Source organism: Chitinophagales bacterium, from assembly GCA_017303415.1.
GTDB lineage: Bacteria > Bacteroidota > Bacteroidia > Chitinophagales > Chitinophagaceae > SpSt-398.
In genome coordinates this window covers 2,461,299-2,483,272 of the sequence record JAFLBJ010000001.1, presented here as the reverse complement: position 1 = coordinate 2,483,272, position 21,974 = coordinate 2,461,299, and the positions used below count along the sequence as shown (strand labels likewise).

The following is a 21,974-nucleotide window of genomic DNA, read 5'->3' as shown; positions in this document are numbered from 1 at the left end:
ATCAAATTACAGCTTTTTTGATTTCCACTTGCCACTTCGGATGTAAAAGAAAGACAGGGTGAACAAGCTGGTCCAATACAACCATTCACTCATCCAGCCAATGCTGAGTGAAAGCTGGTAGACTTCCATCACCAGGTAAACATAGGTGCAATAAAGAACGATAGCCACGAATTCGATCAAAAAGGTGATCCTTGAATTTCCGGTAGCCGTAACTGCATTTAGCCATACCGTACCGATGGACATAAGGAGCATGGCTGTTGAAACTACCCGGATGACAGGGATCGATTCCGCGGCAAAGCGGGTATCCTGGCCAAACATACTGATGAAGGTAATCGGAAAAAGATTGAGCAATACGAATACAAATAAGGCAAAGCCTGAACTAAGGTGAATGATCCGGTTGATCAATGAGATTACCTGATCTTTTTTACCCTGCCCAATGATATTACTCACCATGGCGTTACTGGTAGCGGCAAAGGCCCAGGACACAACTCCGAACAACCCAAAGAGGTTACGCATGGTATTTGAAATACCCAGATCCATCTGATTGGTATTTCTTTCTATCAGGAGGTAGAAGAACCACCAGCTCATGATGCTGATGGCGTGTTGAAAAATAAGGGGTGCCGACATGGAAAGGACCTGTTTCAGGCGGACCGTATCCATACCAAATTTTTTAAACAACCCGAAGCGTTGACTGATTCCTTTCTTTCGGATCACCAGGTAGATCACAAACATACCGGTGAATTCGGCGATCACCGATGCTACTGCCGCTCCATTGAAACCCAGTTCAGGGAATCCCCATTTACCAAATATCAGGAGATAGTCCAGCAGGATATTGGTCACTGTCTCTGCCAACGTGCCAATGATCAGGTATTTACTTTGATTGGTCCCCACCAATAAGGCATTGCGCAATTGATAGATATACAAAAAGGGGAGACCCCAGATCCGGATGCGTAAAAAGTGGGTGTAATCTGCTACGGTTGACTGGTCACGAATAACCGACCTGAGCACCACCGGAGTAATGAACCAGGTAAGCAAGATCCCGATTGCGGCTATGCCCATGGCCACCAATATGCCCTGGTGAAAAATACGGCCGATTTCTTCAGGACGGTTCTCTCCGGCTCTTCTGGCGATCAATGCCTGAAGTCCATTGTTCAGTCCATAACCGATAGCGGCAAAAATGAGATAATAAACACCGGTAATAGCGGCCAGGGCCAGCGAAGTGGGGCTATGATGACCTAAGAAAATATTATTGGTGATAAAGTTCAATTGGGGTACCAGCATGGCCAGGCTGATCGGCAAAGCAATGCGAATGATCTGCCGATAACTGATCTCTACTTGCAGGGATGGAGGTGCTGCACTCATTGGATGGCGCAAGCTACGAAAAAGGACTTGGCGGAGAAACAAATATTAAGGTGGAAGCCTCTATCTTTGTCGCGATTCAACGAAACGGCTTGAAATTGACATTTGATATAGGAAGTATGGAGGGGTATGAAGCCCCGGGTTCGGTACTGCTGGCTGAGTTCAGCCCGGAGGGGATTGGACTTGGTTTGATCGAAACCCGATCGAGAACCATGTATCGGTACACGTATGTTACAGGCGATAATCAAGAGGGTTCCCTGCTTCCCGGATTATTGAAGGCCTTTCCCGAGTATGAAGGCCCATTTAGCCAGGTAGCCATTTCCTATCGGTTCCCGTCTTGTGTTCTGGTTCCTTCCACCCTCTACCAGTTTCAGGAAGAAGGGCTGTTTCTTCAATCTGCCGGAGCGGATATCCCAGGCCAGATCCTTCGTTCCGATCATTTGCCTTCTCATTCCCTTCAAGCCGTTTATGGACTGCCCAAATCGCTTAATATCGCTGTTACACGCCAATATTTAAGACACCAATACTGGCATCAGTTTGCTGTTTTCTTAAAAAATGGAGTGCCTGATTCCGGCTCATTTCTGAATGTGGATATACGTCCGGGAGATTTTGCAGTTTCCTTATTTCGCGACGGACAACCTGAGCTGTTATCTATTTTCCCCTATGCTTCTCCGGCAGATGTCCTCTATCGGCTTGTTCAACTGGCTGAATCCTTTGGTCTGTCGCGTGATACACTGCCTGTTGAAGTAAGTGGATTTGTAGATGAGGGATCCTCCCTGTTTCACGAAATGCGTTTGTATTTTGCGCAGATCACATTCCCGGGAAAACTGGAACCATTGCGACTGGCGAATGCATTTGAGGATCATCCGGCCCATTATTTTCTATCCCTTTCAAAATTGGCGGCATGCGTATCATATCCGGAACATTAGGAGGAAGGCGGATTCAGCCACCCGCCAATATGCCTCATACGCGTCCCACTACGGATATAGCCCGCGAAGGTCTTTTCAACATTCTCCAAAACAATATTGACCTGGAAGGCATTCGTACCCTCGATCTGTTTGGTGGTACCGGATGTATCAGCTATGAGTTGGCCAGCCGGGGTGCTTCCTCGTTGACCGTGGTGGAAAAAGATCCCAAAATGTTTGCCTTCATTCAGAAAACCGCGGCAGAACTGAAGTTACCGAACCTGAAAGTGGTTAGAATGGATGTATTCAAGTACATGGATCAATGTGCGGAACGGTTTGATCTGATTTTTGCCGGTCCTCCCTATGCCCTTGGTGAAATAGACCTGTTGCCCGACAGGGTTTTTGAAAAGAAATTACTGCAACCCAAAGGCTGGTTCATTCTGGAACATACACCCAGAAACAGCTATAAGGAGCACCCCTGGTTCAAGGCTGAGCGAAACTATGGAACAACCCTTTTTTCGATATTTATCGAGGACAGGGATTAGGCATTTGCTTCGTATCTTTGGGCACCGAAAAACAGCTTGCCCTGAATCCCCATTTTTTCATAACCGGAACCGGTACCGGCATCGGTAAAACGGTGGCGGCCGCCCTGGTGGCAGAGGCCATCGGTGCCGATTATTGGAAACCGATCCAGGCAGGATTTGAAGAGGGAACGGATACCGAATGGGTAAAGTCGGTATTGACCAACGGTCCGGATAGGGTACACCCCGAAATCTATAAACTGGGTATTCCGGCCTCCCCCCATATTTCCGCACGAAAAGAGGGTATTCAAATTTCTCTGGATAAGATCCGTGAGGCTTACCATACCCGGATGAATACACCAAAACCTCTGGTTATCGAAGGGGCGGGAGGGTTGATGGTGCCCCTGAATGAGAAGCAATTTGTGACTGATCTGATCAGGGAATTGGGTTGCCGGGTCATACTGGTCAGCCGCAATTACCTCGGAAGCATAAACCATTCCCTGCTCACTGCACAGGTTTGCCGTGAAAAAGGTTTGCCAGTGGCTGGATGGATTTTCAACGACCGGTTCATGGATTATGAATCCGAGATAGTTGAGTGGACAGGAATCCCATCGCTGGGATCAATCCCTCCACTCAAAAACAATAACGCTGAAACGATACAACAAATAGCCAACGCTTGGAAAGAGGAATTAATGACAAAACTGAAACAATGATCAAATCTGAAGCCAGGAAATTATTCCGCCAGCAAAGACTCGAATTATCCCGAAAGGATAAGAGCCGTTTTGACGACCTGCTCCTTATTGAGTTCCAGCGTGCCAGTCTTCCTTTTATAAACTGCCTCTTGTCCTACTGGCCCATTGAGGAGTACAATGAACCCAATACTCATCTGTTTACAGACTATATTGAGTTCATGAACCCCAAACTCCAGATATGCTATCCCCGAACCATACCGGGTACATCAGAAATGCACGCGATCCTGACCGCTGAAGGGGCCAGTTTCATGCGCAACGATTACAATATTCCTGAGCCGCGTGAAGGTGAGCGGATCGACCCTGCCCGGCTGGACATGGTTTTTGTACCTCTGCTTGTTTTTGATAAACAAGGTTTCAGGGCCGGGTATGGAAAAGGATTCTATGACCGTTTCTTATCAAATTGCCGACCAGATTGTGTCAAGATCGGATTTTCCTATTTCGACCCGGTCGATAGCCTGGAGGATACCGACTCGTTTGATATCCCGCTCAACCTGTGCGTAACACCCAATAAGACCTATGTTTTCTAATGTATTTCTGAAATCATTTCGGGTCTTTTTATTACCGTTTGCCCTAATTTATTGGGCTGTGATCGGGTTAAGAAACTGGCTCTTTGAGAAGGAAATATTAAAATCCACCAGTTTCGGGTTGCCCATCATCTGTATTGGCAACCTGTCTGTGGGTGGCACGGGCAAATCACCTATGGTGGAATTCCTGGTGCGGTTTTTAAAGGACCAACACAAACCGGCCATCCTTAGCCGGGGCTATAAGCGCAGAACTGAAGGATATGTGCTGGCTGCACCGGAACATACGGCCCTGGATATAGGAGATGAACCCCGTCAATTCTATCAGAAATTTCCGGGCGTGCCCGTAGCCGTAGGGGAGAAACGACTGGAAGCCATTCCGCAACTGCTGCATGACCATCCTGAAACCAATTGCATCATCCTGGATGACGCTTTTCAACACCGATCCGTCAAGGCCGGTTTAAATATCTTACTAACCGATTACAATAATCTATTCACCCGTGATTTTTATCTGCCTACCGGTGATTTACGTGATCTGCGCTCGGGCTATAAAAGGGCCGAAGTGATCGTGGTAACAAAATGCAATCCCAAGATCGACGTAACCGAAAAGGAAGCGATCATCCGCGAGATCAATCCCCTGCCACACCAAAGGATATTCTTTGCGGCCAACCGGTATGCTCATCCTTATCACATTTCCAACCCGGAAAATGTTACACGGTTATCCGTACCCGAAGAAATACTGCTGATCACGGGTATCGCGAATCCGGCCCCCCTTAAGCACCTGCTTGAACTCCATACCGCTTCCTATTCGATGATGCACTATCCCGATCACCATATCTTCACCGTTTCTGATTGGAAAGAAATTCAAAAAAAATTCGCACAGATCAGGGCCACCAAGAAAATCATGCTGACCACCGAAAAAGATGCTGTCCGGCTCACCAAATTTGGCGACGAGTTGAAGGATATTCCCCTTTATGTTATCCCACTTGAGCACCACTTTTTGTTTGAGGAGCAGGACGAATTCCAGGAGATTGTGCTTAATTTCATTAAAAATTTTCGCAAACCAGTTTAAACCGGTGTGATGGGAAGGAAAAATTCAAAAAAGAAAGCGAAAGAGAAACCCTCCAGGAAACATAAGGTCCACAAGGAGAAGACCGTCGTTGGTAAGTTGGATATCAGCCGGTCGGGAATGGGATTTGTGATCGTGGATGGACTGCCGGAAGATATATTGGTCAGACCCGGTGACTTCAACACGGCCTTACATGGAGATACCGTAAGGGTGGAGGTAAAAGAAGGTCGCGACCGCAAACGTTCACAAGGGGTGATAACCCAGGTTATCCACCGACGCCAAACTGAATTTATCGGGCGCCTGCAAATGAGTGCCAACTTCGCCTTTTTTGTGCCTGATACCGATAAACGCATGCCGGATATTTTCATTCCGCTCCAATCTCTCAATGGCGCTAAAGACCGCGATCGGGTGGTGGCCAGGATCAATACCTGGGAAAAAGGGGGCAAAAGACCAATGGGGGAAGTGGTGACCATTCTGGATGATGAAGATGATAACGACATTGCGATGAAGGACATTCTGCTGGATGCCGGTTTCCCGATCGGGTTTGAGGACGAAGTGATGGAAGAAGCCGGAAGAATAAATGAAGTGATAACCCCTGCAGAAATTGCAAAAAGAAAAGACATCCGTGATATACTCACGATTACGATCGATCCGGTCGATGCAAAAGACTTTGATGATGCCATTTCCTTTCGGATATTAAAAAATGGGAATTACGAGATCGGGGTACATATTGCAGATGTATCTCACTATGTGGAAGAAGGTTCTGTATTGGATAAAGCGGCCTATGGGAAAGCTACCTCGGTCTATCTCCCCGACCGGGTTAACCCTATGTTGCCCGAGCATATATCCAATGTTCTCTGCTCATTACGTCCGCATGAAGACAAACTCACCTTCTCTGTTATTTTTCAAATGACACCGAAAGGAGAGATCAAGCAATATTGGATCGGGAAGACCATTATCCATTCAGACCATCGGTTTACCTATGAGGAAGTTCAGGAGATCATTGAAACAGAGGATGGATTGTACCGGGACGAAATACTCATATTGAATTCGATCGCCAAATCCCTGCGAAAGAAGAGATTCAGGCATGGGGCCATTGCCTTTTCTTCCCAGGAGGTGCGGTTCAAACTGGATGAAAAAGGAAAGCCGATCGGGATCATGATCAAGGAAAGTAAGGAATCCCATCAGCTGATTGAAGAATTCATGCTGCTCGCCAACCGTACCGTGGCCGAGAATGTTTCGAAGATCAAACATAATAATAAGCCAATTCCTCTTCCTTACCGGGTACACGATACACCCGACGAAGAAAAATTGTTGCCCTTTGTGGCCTTTGCCAAAAAATTTGGGCATTCATTTGACATGTCATCACCGCATGCGATCGCCGCCTCGTTCAATCAATTGCTGAAAGATGTGCATGGAAAGCCCGAGCAGCATGTGTTGGAGCAATTGGGTATACGTACCATGGCCAAGGCCAAATACACCATCGAGAACGTAGGTCATTACGGATTGGGATTTGAACACTATTGCCATTTTACCTCACCCATCCGTCGCTATCCGGATATTTTGGTACATCGGGTCATGCAATCCATCCTGACTTCTGCCATCCAGCCGGATAAAAAGATGGAGGAAAAATGTAAACATTCCAGTGAGCGAGAGCGGGCAGCAATGGAAGCCGAACGTTCGGCCAATAAGTATAAGCAGGTCGAGTACATGCAGAATTTCCTGGGTGAAGAATTTGAAGGTATCATTAGCGGTGTAGCCGCCTTTGGGTTCTGGGTAGAGACCGTAGATCATAAATGTGAGGGGCTTGTTAGTATTTCCAGCCTGTCCGATTATGATGATTTCCGCCATGTGGAATCCGATTATTGTTTGACCGGATTGCGTTCCGGCAGGCAGTTCCGGATGGGTGATAAGGTTTCGATCAAAGTGGTAGCGGCCAGCCTGGAGAAAAGACAACTGGATTATGAATGGGTAGTGGCCAGTGGATTAAAAGAAGGAAAGAAGAAGAAAAAATAAATTTTGATTCGTCATTATGCAATCATTTGAATCGCTCGCCGGTCAGTTTGTGGCTTATTTCAATGTCCGGCATTTCCCCGAGCAGCCGGCATCCTTATATGATCCCAATGAGTATTTTTTACAACTGGGTGGTAAACGGGTGCGCCCTGTGGCCTGCTTAATGGGAAATGAACTTTTTGATGATATCCAGCCTGGTACCTGGGAACTCGCCACGGCGATCGAGTTGTTTCACAATTTTACCCTGATCCATGATGATATCATGGACCAGTCGCCATTGCGCAGAGGCCAGCCCACGCTTCATGAGAAATATGATCAGTCCACGGCCATTCTTGCCGGAGATGTTATGCTGGTAGTGGCCTATGATCACCTGAACAAAGTAGGTAAGGAGTATCTCCATCGCTTACTCCATCTGTTCAACCGGACTGCCCGGGAAGTTTGCGAAGGGCAGCAGCTGGATATGGATTTTGAAAAAAGGACCCAGGTGAGCCTCGAGGAATATATCCGGATGATCGAGTTGAAAACCTCCGTACTCCTGGCGGCCAGCCTGCAGATGGGAGCCCTGCTGGGTGGTGCCAGTGAACGAAACCAGCAATTGCTGTACGAGTTTGGCCGTAAATTGGGTATTGCCTTTCAGGTGCGGGACGACTATCTGGATGCCTATGGAGATCCGGCCAAATTTGGCAAGCAGGTAGGAGGGGACATCAAAAAGAACAAAAAGACCTTTCTCCTGATCCATGCCATGGAAAAGGCCAATCAGGCCCAGCGCAGGGAATTGGATGCCCTATTGGCGGGGGATGCAGATGATAAAGTGGAACGTACCCTGCGACTCTTTAGTGAGGTAGGGGTCGATCAGTGGGCTATTTCCCTTTGGGAAAAGTATTATGCCGAAGCCATGCAACACCTCGAAGACACAGCCGTACTCTCCGTACGCAAAGAACCATTGAAAGAGCTGGCAAGGTTCCTGATTGAAAGGGAGCATTAATCTGATTTTCGGGTTGGCAAATTTCCAAATTCCCAAATTAAAACCCTATTTTGAACCGAAAACCAACTGCACATGGCCAATCAATTATTTCGTAAGAAATCGATCGATCATATCAACCGTGAAGCCGCTGAGAACGATGCCAAAGAAGGCCATGGCGCCGGATTGCGGAAAATATTGGGTGTCAAAGACCTGACATTCCTGGGTATTGCGGCCGTAGTTGGAGCCGGAGTTTTTTCTACCATTGGATCAGCGGCCTACAATGGGGGACCGGGTATCTCCCTGCTCTTTGTCATTACCGCGGTCACCTGTGGCTTCTCGGCCCTTTGTTATGCGGAATTTGCCAGCCGGGTACCCGTATCCGGAAGCGCCTATACGTATTCATATGTCACCTTTGGAGAGATCATAGCCTGGATTATTGGCTGGGCCCTGATTCTCGAATACGCCATTGGCAATATCGTGGTGGCTATTTCATGGAGTGGCTATTTCAATAATCTCTTGGAGAATGTGCTGCATATTCACCTGCCCGATTGGATGTTAGTGGACCCTCAAACAGCCAAGGAGGCGTATAAAACGGCCACCGAAGCCCTCGCCAGTGGAACCGTTACCGACCCGGCCCAATTAAAATCCTTTCAATTTGCCGTGGATGCCTGGAACCAGGCACCCCGTCTTGGAGAGAATCCCATTTTCTTTAACCTGCCCGCCTTTATCATCGTTGTACTGATCACCTGGCTGGCCTATATCGGCATCAAGGAGAGTAAGCAATCCGCCAACTTTATGGTGATCTTCAAGGTCGCCGTGATCATCTTTGTTATCATTGCCGGGGCCTTCTTTGTGGATACCAATAACTGGACACCCTTCCTTCCCAATCGTTTTGAAGGGGTGCTAAAAGGCGTCTCAGCGGTCTTTTACGCTTATATCGGCTTTGATGCGATCTCCACCACCGCCGAAGAATGTAAGAACCCGCAACGGGATATGCCCAAGGCCATGATCAATTCCCTGCTTATCTGTACCGTACTCTATATCCTGATCGCCCTGGTGCTTACAGGTATGGAGAACTATGCCAATTTCAAGGATGTGAACGATCCCCTGGCCTTTGTTTTTGAAAAAAGAGCACCCTGGATCGAGACCATTGTATCCATCAGTGCGGTGGTTGCCACCACGAGTGTCCTGCTCGTATTTCAACTGGGCCAACCCCGGATCTGGATGAGCATGAGCCGCGATGGGTTATTGCCTAAGCAGTTTCGCAAGATCCATCCCAGGTATCAGACTCCGTCTTTTGCCACCATCGTTACAGGGATCATTGTGGCGGTGCCTTCCCTGTTCATTGAATCAGGGATCGTTACCGACCTTACGAGTATCGGTACCCTCTTTGCGTTTGTCCTGGTATCTGGAGGGGTACTCCTGCTTCCCCGTATCGCCAAACAACCGGGTAAATTCAGTCTGCCCTACGTCAATGGAAAATTCATCATTCCAGCCATGCTGGCCCTTTTCTTTTATGCATTTCATGGACGTATCTATGACGCGATCATGAATATTGCCACGGCCGAACATCAGGAATTATTCTTTTTGATCTTTGTGGTCATCGCACTCATCCTGACTATTCTGACCTTTATACGCAACTATTCGCTCATTCCCATGCTGGGTGTACTGTTCTGTCTCTATCTCATGATCGAGATTCCGCTCAAGAGCTGGTACCTGTTCTTTGCCTGGATGGGATTGGGGTTGGTGGTGTATTTCCTGTATGGGTTCAGGAATAGTAAGCTGGCGAAAACGAATTAGCGCCCAATCCTGGTTATCTTTGCCTAATGAAATTTCAGGTAGGCGATACCATCATTCTGCTTCATTCCAATGAGGAAGGGGAGATCGTGGATATCATCAACAACAAGATGGTATTGGTAGATGTAAAGGGCGTCCGTTTCCCGGCCTATATGGATCAGATCGACTTTCCGTATTTCAAACGCTTTACCGAGAAAAAAAAGAACGGGAACACCGAGCGGAAATTCATTGAGGATATTAAAAAAGAAAAGGCCCAGCATACACCCCGTACCATCGACGGGGTTTGGCTCACCTTCCTGCCGGTGATCGGTACCGATGAGTTTGGGGATGATGTGGTGGAAGAACTCAAACTTCATCTGGTAAACAGGACCGATCACCATTACCGGTTTGATTATAAACAGGCTTTTTTTGGCAAACCGGCCTTTGAATTAAAAAATGAGATCAGGGCCTTTGAAGATTTTTACCTGCATGACCTCCCTTTTGAGGACATGAACGACAACCCGATTTTTGAATTTGAATTCTCCCTGCTTACCCCCATCAAAGGGAAGGCTGAAATCTGTACAGCATCCATTAAGATCAAACCTAAACAGCTTTTCCAGCGCATCGAAGAGATCCGTAGCCGCAATGAAGCTACTTTTTCCTATCGATTATTTGATGTGTACCCCGATCAAAAGGAAGAAGACAAGATCGATATCGGTTCCCTGGCTGGTAAGTATAAGATCTATGATGCAACAAAGGCAAAGCAACACCTCGAACCGCCCCGTAGTGTGGTTGACCTCCATATTGAAAAGATCACGGATGACTGGAAGGGTTTAAGTAACCTCCAGATCATTGGATACCAAATGCGCACTTTTGAAAAATATTATGAACTTGCCCTGGCGCATCTTCAACCTTCCCTTGTGGTGATCCACGGAGTGGGAAGTGGCCGGCTCCGGGATGAGATCCATGAATGGTTGAAATTTCGTAAGGAAGTAAAAACCTTTGTGAATCAATACGACCCCCGGTTTGGATATGGGGCCACTGAAATCTACTTTCAATACTAGTGATGAGCCATCGTCACCACCTCCGGCACATCCTTTAGATTAAGCTGGATATGCTTGTTGTGGGCCTTTGACTTATAATCCTGAATGATTTCCAGCACATCATTGTCAATATAATCGCTTTGAGACCCATTGATCTCCAGGATAGAATAGGGAGGAATCTTATCCAGTGTTTCCAGGATCTTTTTCTTATTCATGTAACTGACATTCATGGCCAGTGTGAGGGTATAATGCGAGGTATGACCTTCCTTTTTTTCTTTTAAAACAAACCCAGCCTGATAGGTGTGTTTTACCAGAAAATAAATGCTGTATATCACACCGATCAATACCCCTATCAGGAGATCGGTAAACAGAATGGCAACAACGGTAATGATGTAGGGGAGGAATTGCTCTCTTCCCTGTTTATAGACCTGTTTGATCATACTGGGTTTGGCAAGATTATATCCCGTTCTGATCAGGATAACCGCCAATACGCAATAGGGGATACTGTTGACCAGCGGAATGGCCAACAATATGATCAGCGTAAGCCAAAGCCCGTGAAAGATGGCCGATAATTTGGTATGTCCTCCGGCCTCTGTATTGGCTGAGCTTCGTACGATCACAGCCGTAATGGGCAATCCGCCCAATAATCCACTCAGCAGGTTGCCGGTTCCCTGTGCCATCAATTCCCTGTTTTGGGGAGTGATGCGGTTAAATTTGTCCAGTTTGTCAATGGCCTCAATACTCAGTAAGGTTTCCAGACTGGCGACAAAACAAATCACCACGCCGGTTTGCCAAATTTCCCGATTGGTGAACAAGGAATGAAAATCAGGAAACTGAACCTGTGATACCAGGTTGAGGGGGATATGAACAAAGTGATCATCTTTTAAATGCAGGGAAGGGATATAGTGCCGAAACAGCAAGGCCAACAGCGCTCCCGCCAAAACGGTAATGAATGAGGTTGGAAGAAACTTCAGTTTGTGACTAAGGTATTTTTTCCACAGGATCAATAAGGCCAGCGACAGGACGGCCACGATCACGACCCCGCGGGAAGAACTGGCATAAAGGCTTTTTACATTGCTGAATACGTGGTTTAGTTTAATGATATTAAACAGTTCATTGGACCAGAAATCAGGTTTTGTATAACCTATCAGCGATGGAATCTGTTTAGAAATGAGAATGATCCCAATAGCTGTGAGCATGCCCTTGATAACAGCCGAAGGAATAAAGTGCGTAAAACCGCCTAATTTGAATAGACCGAGCACGATCTGGAGCAATCCTGCAATGGCCACGGAAAGAAAGAATATCTCGGGTGCGCCCAGATCAGTAATCGCGGCGGCACATATGGCCGTAAGACCAGCAGCAGGGCCGCTTACGCTAAGATGGGATCCACTGAGGAAACCTACCACCACGCCTCCAATAACCCCTGCAACCAATCCGGAATAAACAGGCGCATCGGAAGCCAAAGAGATACCTAAGCAAAGAGGTAATGCAACAAAGAAAACAGTGATGCTGGCCTTTAGATCATGTTTTAAAAAGGAGAGGAGGTAAAACCGATAGGTACGCTTGGAAAAGGAAAACATGGGTGTAAAAGTCCGTTGGTCCTCATTCATGATCTATGATGTTGGTCAGGGTGACTGGTGAGAATGGAGACCCCAAGGTAAAAAAAATACCCGAGTATCCTCGTATTACAATCCCAGCACCTCTTTTAGACGCGCATATCCAGTGCGACTGACCGGGATAACCGCACCGGAAATTAGTACGGCCACGTAGCTGTCCTTTTCATGATGATCGATGCGGGTGATCTGTTGAATATTAATCAGGTAGGATCGGTGACAACGCGCAAACTGGCCCTTGTCCAGCAAATTTTCAAAATAGGTTAGCGTCCTGTTTTTGAGAAAGACCCCTTCGGAGGTATGGAGTTTGACAAAGTCATCGGCGGCCTCAAAATAATGGATATCCGCTACCGGTATGATCCGGATCTTTTGCCCGGTGCGAACTACGACCCGGTGACGTTGAAGCGGTGATTGGGAAGCTGTTTCCAGTAAAGCAGCGGTAGTACCCGGTTCGGTGGATTGGGCAGTGGCCTTCCATTTTTCGATAGCCCTCGCAAACCTTTCCGGGGAAAATGGTTTGAGTAAATAATCAACGGCATGTGTTTCAAAAGCCTTCATGGCGAATTCATCAAAGGCGGTGGTAAATATTACCAGGGGTGGGTTGGTCAATAGTTCCAGCATTTCAAAACCATTGATTCGGGGCATTTGAATATCGAGAAATATCAGATCAGGTTGGTGTTGCTGGATTGCTTTCACTCCTTCAAACCCATCATTGCATTCGGCCACTACCTCCAATTCAGGAAAGGCGGCCAGGTATTCCCTGACAATAGAACGGGCCAGCGGTTCATCATCAATGAGTATCACTTTCGGCATGGATGGGTATGGTTAAGATGGTTTTAAAAAATTGTTCACCCGCTATGGTATTCAACAGGTCTTTGCGTCCAAAGAGAAGAAACAATCTTCGTTGAACAGCATTCAATCCAAATCCCGTTCCTTTCAAAGCGCGGGAAGTAGCCGGGTCATAGGGATTACTAACGGTTATTTCCAGTTGGTTTCCTACATGTTGCGCTTGCAGGGTAATCAAGGCCTCACCCGTAGTATCATACAGGCCAAACTTGATCGCATTCTCGAGAACGGGTTGAAGCAGGAGTGCAGGTATGCGAAGCGTTTGCGTTGCAGGTGTACAGTCGATGGTCGTCCGCAGCCTATTGCCAAACCGCACCTTTTCGATCTCCAGATAAAGGGCCAGGTATTCCAGCTCTTCCTTTAAGGTGACCCATTGGTGCTCTTCTTTTTTTAGTGTACCCCGTAAAAAATCGGACAGCTGATGTACCATGCGTCGTGCCTCTGTTGGGTTTGATCCGATCAGGGCGTTAATGCTATTGAGGCTATTAAATAAAAAATGAGGTTGAAGCTGTTGCCGTAGTTTAAATAATTCTGCCTCCTTTGCTGTTTTTTCCAGATCAGTTTTTTGTTCATCAGCCTGTTTTTGTTCACGGAGGGTAAACCAGAGAAGGCTCATCGCCGAAACACAACCAGTCATAAGAAAGGCCAATCCAAACCGCAGGGTGGTAGATTCAGCTAATAGGTTTCGGTATTCCAGGTAACCAGGGTGTACGGCCCAAAGGATAAACCTTGCCAGTACGATCCACAAAAGGCTTAACACAAGACTTAGGGCAAGGAGGTAACCATATCGTTCCTTTCGCGGGAGGTAATACCGCATATTATTTATGATCAGCAAACAGGCTCCTGCCAGCAGTGCATTGCTGATGAGGCTGTCCACCAGGGCAGTTCTGGGGTGTATGCCATAACTCTGTACCACATAAAAATGGACGGCAGCCCAGCAGAGCCACCATCCGGTAAAGAAGTATCGATATTTACTGTTGGTTTGAAGATCCGTTGACATATCCTGATCAGCCGGCAAGCTGTTCTTTGGTTATTTGTCCGAACAAAGATCTGGCCTTGCCTTTAAGAATCTGGATATAATGCTCGGCCGGTTCCCTTTCTTCGATTCGTGAATATACTTCAGCTCCGTCGATCTGCGGACTTACCCGGTAGAGATCCGTTACATGAATGAATTCCCACCGCACCAATTGTTCTTCGTGATTAAAGAAGGTTGTTTCCTCCGACCTCCCCAATTTTTCGGCTTTTTCAAATGCCATTTGTCGGTTGGGTGCCTGTATCAATCTTAATTGCTCATCAAATTGTGCAGTATGCTGGCCGGTTCCGCAAATGATCCGGTAAACGATCTTCACAAGGTACCAGTCAGCAATAGCAGTGGGTTGTTTAAGGAAATGCATAGAATCTGGTTAATAGGTTTTTATCTCAATTCCGGCAAAAATGGAAGTTCCATTTAATACCAATACTTTGTTGGGATCATTGGCCAGGTCGGTAGAGCGACGTTTGTCTTCAATCCCGCCAAACAAGGCCATCATTTCGGGTTTTATCTGCCAGTGCGCGGGAACAAGAAGTTTTGTTCCTCCAAATACCTGGGTCAATTCCAATCGCACTGTACCATTTATATCAGCCTGTGTAAGGTCGATCTCGCTGCCACCAAAGATATTGACGATCTCTCCGCCTTTGAAATCCTTGGATACAATGATCTTTTTGGTGCCTCCAAAGATCGAGGTCGAATCAATAAAATCACTTGTATGGTGAGATTCAGTCGTATTACCGATCACCACCCTTTCGCTTTCGCCTGTTGTTGCCTGGGAGCTTGACCAGTTATCCCTTCTCCGCCGGTTAGGACGCAGGATTAACAATAAGCCCAGGGCGATCAAACCAAGCGGCCATAAATAGGCTCGTACAATGAGGTTTGGAAAATATTGCTCCAGCAGGAAGATGCCACCGACCAGTATCAGGACGATCCAGAATCCACCTTGAAACTGATTCCGAAAACCCGAGAACAGACCGATCGCGATCAGCAACATTTGCCAGGTAAATAACCAGGATGGAACTGGAAACTGCATGGCACGCAGAAGAGCCACACCGCCGATCAATAAAAGAAGTAAACCGGTCCAGATTCGACCTGTGGAAGACCATCTGGCCTCTTGTCTTTCCATTCTTCTTTCCCGCCAGGGAGTATTTGTATTTTCTGTCATCTTCTTGATTTTTAACCAAAACTACAGTGCCCCTTATTTCTTCCCAAGGGACTTTAGGCTGGTAATCACAAAAACCCGGTAAACCTGCGAAAAAACCCGGTGAACACCGACCACCCCGGAAAGGTTTATCTTTGCCGGCATAACCAGGTTATCGCTTCCCTTTGGGGAGGAGGAAAGTCCGGACAGCACAGAGCAATGCACCGGTGAAGAGCCGGGTCCCGGTAAAACGGGAACAGATAGTGCCACAGAAAATTACCGTCCGCCTCTGGTGGATAAGGGTGAAAACGTGAGGTAAGAGCTCACGGATCCTGTTGGCAACAACAGGGTAGGGTAAACCTTGCATGCTGAAATGCCACATAGGTCAGCGATTGAGGGCGGCTCGCCCGATGCTGATGGGTAGGCAGATTGATCCCGCAGGGTAACCCGCGGGACAGATAAATGATAACCCTCGACAGAATCCGGCTTATCGGTTTTTTTTAGCTTTTGGCTTTTAGCTATTAGCTGTTAGCTTTGAACAGAGGCTAACAGCTAATAGCTAAAAGCCTTAAACCTAATTCTTCCATCACACCATGACCCCCGAACGCTATACCCGTCTAACCACCGTATTGAACAAACGCCAGCCCGATCTGACGGTGGTATTGGAAAATGTTTTTGATCCACATAATATTTCAGCAGTGATGCGAACCTGTGATGCGGTGGGGATCCAGGAGATCTATGTATTGAACTACAAAATACCACGGCATAAAAAATGGGGAGCTCGAAGTTCCTCTTCTGCAGCCAAGTGGCTGACCATTCATCAATTCGATCAGGTAGATGCCTGTTTGAAGGCCCTGCGTTCCCGCTATCAGCGAATTTTAACAACACACCTAAGTACAGATGCCGTAAGTTTATATGAACTGGACCTGCTGCCTCCAACAGCCTTGGTTTTTGGAAATGAACACGGCGGCGTATCAGAGGAAATCCGTGCCGGTGCCGATGGAAATTTCCTCATTCCTCAGGCTGGGATCATTCAATCCCTCAATATCAGTGTGGCCTGCGCGGTAACGGTGTATGAGGCCTATCGGCAAAAGGAAAAAGCAGGACACTATGATCAGGTGCGACTGCCGAGTGAGCAATACCAGGGTTTATTGAAAGAGTGGGGGTATGATGACCCCCAGGAATCATTACTATAAAATGAGACTCAATGATTAAGCAGACCATTTTTTTGATTTTATTTTTGGGGAGCCATTGGATGATGTCCATAGGTCAGGAGATACCCAAAGTAAAGATCGGAGACGTTGCCGCCTTTATTCAGCAGGCTGATAAACCATTGGTGCTAAATTTCTGGTCAACCACCTGTAAACCTTGTATAGCGGAGATACCTTATTTTCAGGAAAAGGTAAAAGCATTCGGTGCAGATAGCGTAATCCTGGTACTTGTCAGCCTTGATATGCGTAGCAATTATCCAAATAAGATAAGTGAGTTTGCTAAAGCAAGAAATTTTTATGCCCCGATACAATGGCTGGATGAAACCAATGCAGATTACTTCTGTCCGGTAATTGACAGCAGTTGGTCGGGAGTGATACCTGCCACCTTATTCATCAATAATAAAACGGGGTTCCGATATTTTCAGGAAGAAAAGATCAAGCCTGAAAAATTCGAAGAGATTTTGAGGAAGCTCGTAGGCCGTTAAGCCTTTTGGTCGTCACACAGTTCATTAAGGACCCTGTCTTCTTCCTGGTGTTTGTGAAGACGATAAAGAAAATTGGCCCATGCGCCAATGGCGATGATGGCACAGACAATACCTAAAAGACTGTTATAATACAGACTGCGGGCCAGCAGGAAACCGGCAAGCACAAATACACCCAGAATGATGGCTTTGTTGAGGAAGCTGCGAAGCGTCATAAGCTGATTTTGGTGTCCCACGCAGAGCGGAACGGGTGAACAATGAAGTTACAGTGGTTACCGGTTAGATGCAACCCGTTTCCAATTCCATAAAAAATTAGGAAAAATTAAAAAATCAGCCAAAAAAAGGGGGATCAAAGTCTTTTGATACCGCAACCCACGCTCCGGGATTCCTTGGTACTTACTTCTTTGCCGGCTTTCATTTCATCCATTGCCATTTTCAGGTGTTCACGGCTGACACTGGATGCATCGGAAGGGTTATCGTCAATAGCGCCGTGATAAACGAGTTTTTTATCCTTATTGAACAGAAAGCATTCAGGGGTGCGATTGGCAGAGAAAGCATCCGCTAAAACCGAATTATCATCCACCACATAATACCATTTATATCCCTGTTCCTGGGCGTAAGCCTGCATAGCGGAATAGGAGTCAGCATCGCCTCGTTCTGCTTCATTGGAGTTCACCAATACAACCCCTACGCCCTGCTCGGCGGCGTATTGCGCAATGGCGCGCGTACGATCCTGGTTCTTGATCACATAGGGACAGGTATTGCAACTGAACATCACCAACAGGCCATTTTCTTTTATGGCATCCTGCAGGGCTACTTCTTTTCCGGAAATATCTTTCATTTTACGGTCAGCCAGGGGCATGTCTCCACCAATGGGAATTGCACGATGAGGAGTGGTAAAGGATACCACAAAGATGGCTGCGAGAGGGATGATGGTCGCAATCAATTTTTTCATCTCGTCGGGTTTTAATCGTTTCATGGGGCGTTTTTTTAGGGAGACAGATACTCTATACCGTAAATTTCAACATTTTATTGTTGGGAATGTTTACCGTCAGCCATATTTTTTTTCCGCTCCTCCGCAATTCTTTGCAGGGAGGAGATGCTGACATTGAGTTCAAACCCGATCAGGAGCACAATAGAGTTGAAATAAATCAGCACCATGACAATAAGAATGGTACCGATTGACCCGTATAACTTATTGTAATTCGAAAAGTTATCTACCCAATAGGTAAACCCTACCGTAAACAGGAGCATCAGGGTGGTGGCCAGCAGGGACCCGGGGTTGATCAGGGCCCATTTTTTGTGGACCGCCGGGGCATGCCGGTAAATAAAAGAAATGATAAAAAAGAAAAGCAGCACTATAGCTCCCCACCGCCCATTGATCAGCAGGGCCCGGATATCGGGATCCTTGATCCCCAGCCAGTCCATCACATAGCCCTGGGTTACGAGCAACAGGATACAAAAAATAACCAGTACAAAAAGGATAAGTGTAAGCTTAACAGAAACCCAGCGGTCATGAAAGCTGGTTCTTTTTTTAAACCCAATATAGTTGCGGTTAAATGAACGACTAATCCCCATCATGGTATTGGTGGAGAAATACAGGGCCAGGATAAAACCAAAGGAGAGCAGGCCCGTCCTGGGTTTATAGATAAAATCGTCAATAAAAGAAATGATCGCCGCATTGTTTTTCTCTCCCGGAATAATATCACGGATGAGTTGATGGAGTTGATCGGTGAACTGATCGGAAATAGGGAAAAAGGGAATCAGGGTACAGAGAAAAATGATCGCGGGTGGAATGGCCAGCAGCAGATTGAATGCGATAGAAGATGCCCGTTCCGTCATATTGGTATTGCCTAGCTGGCGGAAAAAAAAGACCGTCACATCAAACAGGGATATACCTCTGAATCCAGGGGGATAGATCTCCTTGCTCCAGTGAACCACCAGCCGGTAAGGAGGGGAGGTGATCCATCTTCTTTTTAAACGGGTAAACCAATGTTGCCAATCCATTTGTCATTTTTGTTTGGCCTTCTGCAGGGAATCCAACGCCAACTGATATTGACGGGCCAGTTTCATATGTGTTACATCCTCAGCCGAAAAAACGTGGCTGCCCGAGAAATCGCTATTGGCGACAAAGTAAATGTAATCGGTTTTGGGGGCATCCAGGACAGCATCAAGGGTTGATTTTTGCACATTGCAAATAGGTCCGGGTGGCAAACCTTTATTTCGATAGGTATTATAAGGGGAAGCAACCTGCAAATGTTTAAAATAGATTCTTCGCAACCCGAAGTCACGTAATGCAAATTTCACTGTCGGGTCCGCCTGCAATGGAATGCCTTTTGCCACACGGTTCAGGTACACACTGGCAATCGTGGGTTTTTCGGGCCCATAATTGGTTTCCTCCTCTACTACAGAGGCCAGGACATGTGCCTCCAGAATAGTTAACCCTTTTGCACGGGCTTTGGCCACCTTTTCTGGTGTCCAGTATTTTGTCGATTCCTCCCATAGCCGGTCATAAACCTTTCGGGGTGTAGTATTCCAGAAGAATTGATAGGTATCCGGGAAAATCGCCAGCGTAAAGCCGGCTGTATCCAATCCATATTTCTTCAAGCTGTCATTGGAGGCCAGAAAACTGTTCATATCATCAGCGGAAAACTCAAACTTGTCCTTCATGAGTTTCACCAGGTCTTCCCGTACTCTTATGCGTCGGCTGATTACAAGGTTGACAGGTGACTGGCGGCCATTTCGAAGCATTCGGACTAATTGCAATAAACTGGTGCGTGGAGGAATTAAATAGCGTCCGGGTTTAACCAGGGATGGATAGTCCATTTTTTTAGCCAACCAGTCAAACCAGAATGTTCCGCGCAAGACCTTTTTGGCTGTCAATTCTTTTTTTACCTCATTGTAGGTGGCACCTGTTGCAATGTAGAAGTACTTTCCCTCCGGTGCCTGGGTTACGGGGCCCAGCAATTTCCAACCCAAAAACAGTCCCAGAACAAGCACCAGAAATACGAAGGCAAGAATCCATTTTTTCATGGGTATCAAATTACTCAAATATCGCTAATTGTTTTCCATAAAAAAACCCACGTGTTAACGTGGGTTAATATCTTATCAGGAGAAAATTTGCTTATTTGGTTGTATCCGGGCTGGTAGTAGTACCAGGAGTGGTTTGAAACGGAGCAGTTGTATTCGTTGAATTGGTGCCTGAAGGGGGAGGAGCAGAAATCTCCTGGCTGCGTCCATTGGTGGATCCTGCATCGGAAGAGATCAGCAGGGTGGAAAACAGGGCCAGCAAGCCAACGATGGCAGAGAAAAGCCAGGTGCCTTTTTCAAGAACATCTGTGGTTTGTTTAACACCCATGAACTGTGTGCTGAAACCAGCGATATTACCCGCCAGGCCACCGCCTTTGGGGTTCTGAATCAGGACGATAACTCCAAGTACCACGCAGGCAAGAATGATCAGAATTACAAATAAAAGGGTCATTTTGAGGCGTTTATTTTGTCAATCAGGGATGCAAAGTAAGCGCTTTTGGCGGGATTCAGCAAACTTAATTTGTGGTAAATGGCCTTTGCTTTTTCGCCATCTCCCTGCTTGAGCCAGATCTCGGCCATGGCTTCTGTGAGCACTTCCGGCTCCTGGAGGGAGTCCTCGGCCAGATGGGTGATCTTTTCTTCTTCTTCGGGGGCGGAATGGGTTGGAACGGGTTGGTCGGGAGTCAGTTTTTTTAATGTCTTTAACCACTCGGTAAAGCTCCGGAGTTGGTGGCTAAACCGGTCGTTCTCGGCGGTTCCCTGTGGTTTATCCTGGATACCCTGTGAGGCAAAATAATCCACGGTATGTTGTGGGGCAAGTTCGATCTCCGTCACTTCTTCTTCGGCCACTTCCATCTCTCTTTCCAGGATCTGCCGTATCTCCGGGCTTTCTTCATTTACCCATGCCTGGTCAGTATCTTCCAGGTTACGGATCATTTGGTCGAAAACCAACGGATTGGCCATATATAACGATGCGCGCAAAACAAGTTGCTCCGCATGCTCATCACCCGCTTCTTTTGCTTTTAAAGCCAGCATAACCTGTCCACCAGAAAAGTAGGGGTGTTTGTCGGTCATGGCTTTAATGTCCGCCACAGACAATTCATCCCAGGAGTCTCGCTGAAAAAAGGATTGTGCAATTTGGTCTAGTGCCCCTTTCATGCCCGCAAATTAGGGGTATATTACCAGTCAGAAAAAATGTTATTGAAGATTTCGTCCACCAGGTTATTGATGATGGTTTCTGTCAGTGCCGCTTCTGCCTGGGCCAGACTAAAAGTGGCATCAAAATCAAAGTTCCGGCTAACATTGATCTCCTTCGGATTCTTGCCTGCAATGGGCCCTGATTTATGATTATTGAGTGTGATCTTGGCGCCAACGGTTAACCGGTTGGTGGAACTTTGTTGGTTGGTCGCACCTACAGTTGAAACAGAATAAGTGGAAATGAATCCGGATATCTCATAATGGGCTTCACTTACGTTATTGGTTTGTGTGAGCCGGGTCTGGCTAAGGATCTTTTGCCGTAGTTTGTCGGTCAGCTGGGGACTAAGTTGCGGATTGATGTACTGGGCCTTGTTCTCAATAAAATTGATCTTGATCGTTTTTATTGAATCTGGAATCTGGCCCTGATTAAATGAATAAAACTTACAACTGCTGTTGAATTGCCCCAGCATGATTATACCGGCTACGATGATAAACACAAGC

At 46.8% G+C, this 21,974-nt stretch carries 24 protein-coding genes and 1 other RNA gene; 12 read left to right on the top strand and 13 right to left on the bottom strand.

From position 1 onward, the window contains the following. Nucleotides 1-6 precede the first annotated feature (6 nt). Nucleotides 7-1,362 (bottom strand): MATE family efflux transporter, encoded by a 1,356-nt coding sequence (locus J0M30_10715; protein ID MBN8667964.1) that lies wholly within the window; start codon nt 1,360-1,362, stop codon nt 7-9. Here J0M30_10715 and J0M30_10710 point away from each other — a divergent pair. The 9 genes from J0M30_10710 to J0M30_10670 all read left to right on the top strand — a co-directional run bounded on the left by J0M30_10710 (nt 1,344) and on the right by J0M30_10670 (nt 10,944). Then, nucleotides 1,344-2,288, top strand: coding sequence for a DUF3822 family protein (locus J0M30_10710; protein MBN8667963.1), 945 nt, complete (start codon nt 1,344-1,346; stop codon nt 2,286-2,288). The two genes, J0M30_10715 and J0M30_10710, sit on opposite strands and share 19 nt — an antisense overlap. Beyond that, nucleotides 2,264-2,809, top strand: coding sequence for an RsmD family RNA methyltransferase (locus J0M30_10705; protein ID MBN8667962.1), 546 nt, complete (start codon nt 2,264-2,266; stop codon nt 2,807-2,809). Before J0M30_10710 ends, J0M30_10705 begins: the two co-directional genes overlap by 25 nt. Before the next feature lie 41 nt (nt 2,810-2,850). Continuing rightward, nucleotides 2,851-3,498, top strand: coding sequence for a dethiobiotin synthase (gene bioD / locus J0M30_10700; protein MBN8667961.1), 648 nt, complete (start codon nt 2,851-2,853; stop codon nt 3,496-3,498). Beyond that, nucleotides 3,495-4,064, top strand: coding sequence for a 5-formyltetrahydrofolate cyclo-ligase (locus J0M30_10695; protein ID MBN8667960.1), 570 nt, complete (start codon nt 3,495-3,497; stop codon nt 4,062-4,064). The genes bioD and J0M30_10695 overlap by 4 nt, the downstream gene beginning before the upstream one ends. Further along, on the top strand, nt 4,054-5,130 hold the full coding sequence (gene lpxK, locus J0M30_10690; protein ID MBN8667959.1) for a tetraacyldisaccharide 4'-kinase: 1,077 nt from the start codon (nt 4,054-4,056) through the stop codon (nt 5,128-5,130). Before J0M30_10695 ends, lpxK begins: the two co-directional genes overlap by 11 nt. Before the next feature lie 9 nt (nt 5,131-5,139). After that, nucleotides 5,140-7,143: a ribonuclease R gene (gene rnr, locus J0M30_10685; protein ID MBN8667958.1), complete on the top strand. Its 2,004-nt coding sequence runs from the start codon at nt 5,140-5,142 to the stop codon at nt 7,141-7,143. Nucleotides 7,144-7,159: 16 nt separating this feature from the next. Next, complete coding sequence (locus tag J0M30_10680; GenBank protein MBN8667957.1) at nt 7,160-8,125, top strand: polyprenyl synthetase family protein; 966 nt, start codon at nt 7,160-7,162, stop codon at nt 8,123-8,125. 72 nt (nt 8,126-8,197) lie between these two features. Further along, a complete protein-coding gene (locus tag J0M30_10675; protein MBN8667956.1) occupies nt 8,198-9,904 on the top strand; it encodes an amino acid permease in 1,707 nt (568 codons plus the stop codon). Nucleotides 9,905-9,930: 26 nt separating this feature from the next. After that, nucleotides 9,931-10,944 (top strand): Smr/MutS family protein, encoded by a 1,014-nt coding sequence (locus J0M30_10670; protein ID MBN8667955.1) that lies wholly within the window; start codon nt 9,931-9,933, stop codon nt 10,942-10,944. Here the strand turns inward: J0M30_10670 and J0M30_10665 are convergent. From J0M30_10665 to J0M30_10645, 5 genes are all read right to left on the bottom strand, one after another. Beyond that, the gene (locus J0M30_10665) at nt 10,941-12,533 is read right to left on the bottom strand and encodes a SulP family inorganic anion transporter (GenBank protein MBN8667954.1); all 1,593 of its coding nucleotides are present in this window, start codon (nt 12,531-12,533) and stop codon (nt 10,941-10,943) included. The genes J0M30_10670 and J0M30_10665 overlap by 4 nt on opposite strands. Nucleotides 12,534-12,608: 75 nt before the next feature. Continuing rightward, on the bottom strand, nt 12,609-13,349 hold the full coding sequence (locus J0M30_10660; protein ID MBN8667953.1) for a LytTR family transcriptional regulator DNA-binding domain-containing protein: 741 nt from the start codon (nt 13,347-13,349) through the stop codon (nt 12,609-12,611). Then, nucleotides 13,327-14,382, bottom strand: coding sequence for a histidine kinase (locus J0M30_10655; protein ID MBN8667952.1), 1,056 nt, complete (start codon nt 14,380-14,382; stop codon nt 13,327-13,329). Before J0M30_10655 ends, J0M30_10660 begins: the two co-directional genes overlap by 23 nt. A gap of 7 nt (nt 14,383-14,389) precedes the next feature. Continuing rightward, the gene (locus J0M30_10650; GenBank protein ID MBN8667951.1) at nt 14,390-14,776 is read right to left on the bottom strand and encodes a DUF4288 domain-containing protein; all 387 of its coding nucleotides are present in this window, start codon (nt 14,774-14,776) and stop codon (nt 14,390-14,392) included. A gap of 9 nt (nt 14,777-14,785) precedes the next feature. Further along, the gene (locus J0M30_10645) at nt 14,786-15,577 is read right to left on the bottom strand and encodes a hypothetical protein (protein ID MBN8667950.1); all 792 of its coding nucleotides are present in this window, start codon (nt 15,575-15,577) and stop codon (nt 14,786-14,788) included. A 135-nt stretch (nt 15,578-15,712) separates the two neighbouring features. On the opposite strand from J0M30_10645, the gene rnpB reads away from it, so the two are divergent. The 3 genes from rnpB to J0M30_10630 all read left to right on the top strand — a co-directional run bounded on the left by rnpB (nt 15,713) and on the right by J0M30_10630 (nt 17,249). Beyond that, nucleotides 15,713-16,059: RNase P RNA component class A (gene rnpB / locus J0M30_10640), an RNA gene on the top strand. Nucleotides 16,060-16,146: 87 nt separating this feature from the next. Further along, nucleotides 16,147-16,749: an RNA methyltransferase gene (locus tag J0M30_10635; GenBank protein MBN8667949.1), complete on the top strand. Its 603-nt coding sequence runs from the start codon at nt 16,147-16,149 to the stop codon at nt 16,747-16,749. Nucleotides 16,750-16,760: 11 nt separating this feature from the next. Further along, nucleotides 16,761-17,249 (top strand): TlpA family protein disulfide reductase, encoded by a 489-nt coding sequence (locus tag J0M30_10630; protein MBN8667948.1) that lies wholly within the window; start codon nt 16,761-16,763, stop codon nt 17,247-17,249. Here J0M30_10630 and J0M30_10625 read toward each other — a convergent pair. From J0M30_10625 to J0M30_10595, 7 genes are all read right to left on the bottom strand, one after another. Then, nucleotides 17,246-17,461, bottom strand: coding sequence for a hypothetical protein (locus J0M30_10625; protein MBN8667947.1), 216 nt, complete (start codon nt 17,459-17,461; stop codon nt 17,246-17,248). The genes J0M30_10630 and J0M30_10625 overlap by 4 nt on opposite strands. A 134-nt stretch (nt 17,462-17,595) precedes the next feature. After that, nucleotides 17,596-18,201 (bottom strand): thioredoxin family protein, encoded by a 606-nt coding sequence (locus tag J0M30_10620; protein MBN8667946.1) that lies wholly within the window; start codon nt 18,199-18,201, stop codon nt 17,596-17,598. A gap of 74 nt (nt 18,202-18,275) precedes the next feature. Further along, nucleotides 18,276-19,253 carry a YihY/virulence factor BrkB family protein gene (locus tag J0M30_10615; protein ID MBN8667945.1) on the bottom strand — a complete coding sequence of 326 codons (978 nt, stop codon included), beginning with the start codon at nt 19,251-19,253 and terminating at the stop codon, nt 18,276-18,278. Nucleotides 19,254-19,256: 3 nt separating this feature from the next. Then, nucleotides 19,257-20,279 carry an endolytic transglycosylase MltG gene (gene mltG / locus J0M30_10610; protein ID MBN8667944.1) on the bottom strand — a complete coding sequence of 341 codons (1,023 nt, stop codon included), beginning with the start codon at nt 20,277-20,279 and terminating at the stop codon, nt 19,257-19,259. A 91-nt stretch (nt 20,280-20,370) separates the two neighbouring features. After that, the gene (gene secG / locus J0M30_10605; GenBank protein ID MBN8667943.1) at nt 20,371-20,727 is read right to left on the bottom strand and encodes a preprotein translocase subunit SecG; all 357 of its coding nucleotides are present in this window, start codon (nt 20,725-20,727) and stop codon (nt 20,371-20,373) included. After that, entirely contained in the window at nt 20,724-21,434 is a 711-nt protein-coding gene (locus J0M30_10600) for a hypothetical protein (GenBank protein ID MBN8667942.1), read from the bottom strand. The genes secG and J0M30_10600 overlap by 4 nt, the downstream gene beginning before the upstream one ends. Before the next feature lie 20 nt (nt 21,435-21,454). Further along, nucleotides 21,455-21,943 carry a hypothetical protein gene (locus tag J0M30_10595; GenBank protein MBN8667941.1) on the bottom strand — a complete coding sequence of 163 codons (489 nt, stop codon included), beginning with the start codon at nt 21,941-21,943 and terminating at the stop codon, nt 21,455-21,457. Between the last annotated feature and the right edge of the window lie 31 nt (nt 21,944-21,974).

Excerpts from the sequence above, each read along its gene's own strand:
- J0M30_10660 (MBN8667953.1), bottom strand. The coding sequence starts at position 13,349 with ATGCCGAAAGTGATACTCATTGATGATGAACCGCTGGCCCGTTCTATT.
- J0M30_10715 (MBN8667964.1), bottom strand. The coding sequence starts at position 1,362 with ATGAGTGCAGCACCTCCATCCCTGCAAGTAGAGATCAGTTATCGGCAG.
- J0M30_10650 (MBN8667951.1), bottom strand. The coding sequence starts at position 14,776 with ATGCATTTCCTTAAACAACCCACTGCTATTGCTGACTGGTACCTTGTG.
- J0M30_10600 (MBN8667942.1), bottom strand. The coding sequence starts at position 21,434 with ATGAAAGGGGCACTAGACCAAATTGCACAATCCTTTTTTCAGCGAGAC.
- J0M30_10670 (MBN8667955.1), top strand. The coding sequence starts at position 9,931 with ATGAAATTTCAGGTAGGCGATACCATCATTCTGCTTCATTCCAATGAG.
- J0M30_10665 (MBN8667954.1), bottom strand. The coding sequence starts at position 12,533 with ATGAATGAGGACCAACGGACTTTTACACCCATGTTTTCCTTTTCCAAG.
- J0M30_10630 (MBN8667948.1), top strand. The coding sequence starts at position 16,761 with ATGATTAAGCAGACCATTTTTTTGATTTTATTTTTGGGGAGCCATTGG.
- J0M30_10675 (MBN8667956.1), top strand. The coding sequence starts at position 8,198 with ATGGCCAATCAATTATTTCGTAAGAAATCGATCGATCATATCAACCGT.
- J0M30_10620 (MBN8667946.1), bottom strand. The coding sequence starts at position 18,201 with ATGAAAAAATTGATTGCGACCATCATCCCTCTCGCAGCCATCTTTGTG.
- rnr (MBN8667958.1), top strand. The coding sequence starts at position 5,140 with ATGGGAAGGAAAAATTCAAAAAAGAAAGCGAAAGAGAAACCCTCCAGG.
- J0M30_10635 (MBN8667949.1), top strand. The coding sequence starts at position 16,147 with ATGACCCCCGAACGCTATACCCGTCTAACCACCGTATTGAACAAACGC.
- J0M30_10625 (MBN8667947.1), bottom strand. The coding sequence starts at position 17,461 with ATGACGCTTCGCAGCTTCCTCAACAAAGCCATCATTCTGGGTGTATTT.
- J0M30_10615 (MBN8667945.1), bottom strand. The coding sequence starts at position 19,253 with ATGGATTGGCAACATTGGTTTACCCGTTTAAAAAGAAGATGGATCACC.
- secG (MBN8667943.1), bottom strand. The coding sequence starts at position 20,727 with ATGACCCTTTTATTTGTAATTCTGATCATTCTTGCCTGCGTGGTACTT.
- J0M30_10595 (MBN8667941.1), bottom strand. The coding sequence starts at position 21,943 with ATGCTGGGGCAATTCAACAGCAGTTGTAAGTTTTATTCATTTAATCAG.
- J0M30_10705 (MBN8667962.1), top strand. The coding sequence starts at position 2,264 with ATGCGTATCATATCCGGAACATTAGGAGGAAGGCGGATTCAGCCACCC.
- J0M30_10655 (MBN8667952.1), bottom strand. The coding sequence starts at position 14,382 with ATGTCAACGGATCTTCAAACCAACAGTAAATATCGATACTTCTTTACC.
- J0M30_10710 (MBN8667963.1), top strand. The coding sequence starts at position 1,344 with ATGGAGGTGCTGCACTCATTGGATGGCGCAAGCTACGAAAAAGGACTT.
- lpxK (MBN8667959.1), top strand. The coding sequence starts at position 4,054 with ATGTTTTCTAATGTATTTCTGAAATCATTTCGGGTCTTTTTATTACCG.
- J0M30_10680 (MBN8667957.1), top strand. The coding sequence starts at position 7,160 with ATGCAATCATTTGAATCGCTCGCCGGTCAGTTTGTGGCTTATTTCAAT.
- mltG (MBN8667944.1), bottom strand. The coding sequence starts at position 20,279 with ATGAAAAAATGGATTCTTGCCTTCGTATTTCTGGTGCTTGTTCTGGGA.
- J0M30_10695 (MBN8667960.1), top strand. The coding sequence starts at position 3,495 with ATGATCAAATCTGAAGCCAGGAAATTATTCCGCCAGCAAAGACTCGAA.
- J0M30_10645 (MBN8667950.1), bottom strand. The coding sequence starts at position 15,577 with ATGACAGAAAATACAAATACTCCCTGGCGGGAAAGAAGAATGGAAAGA.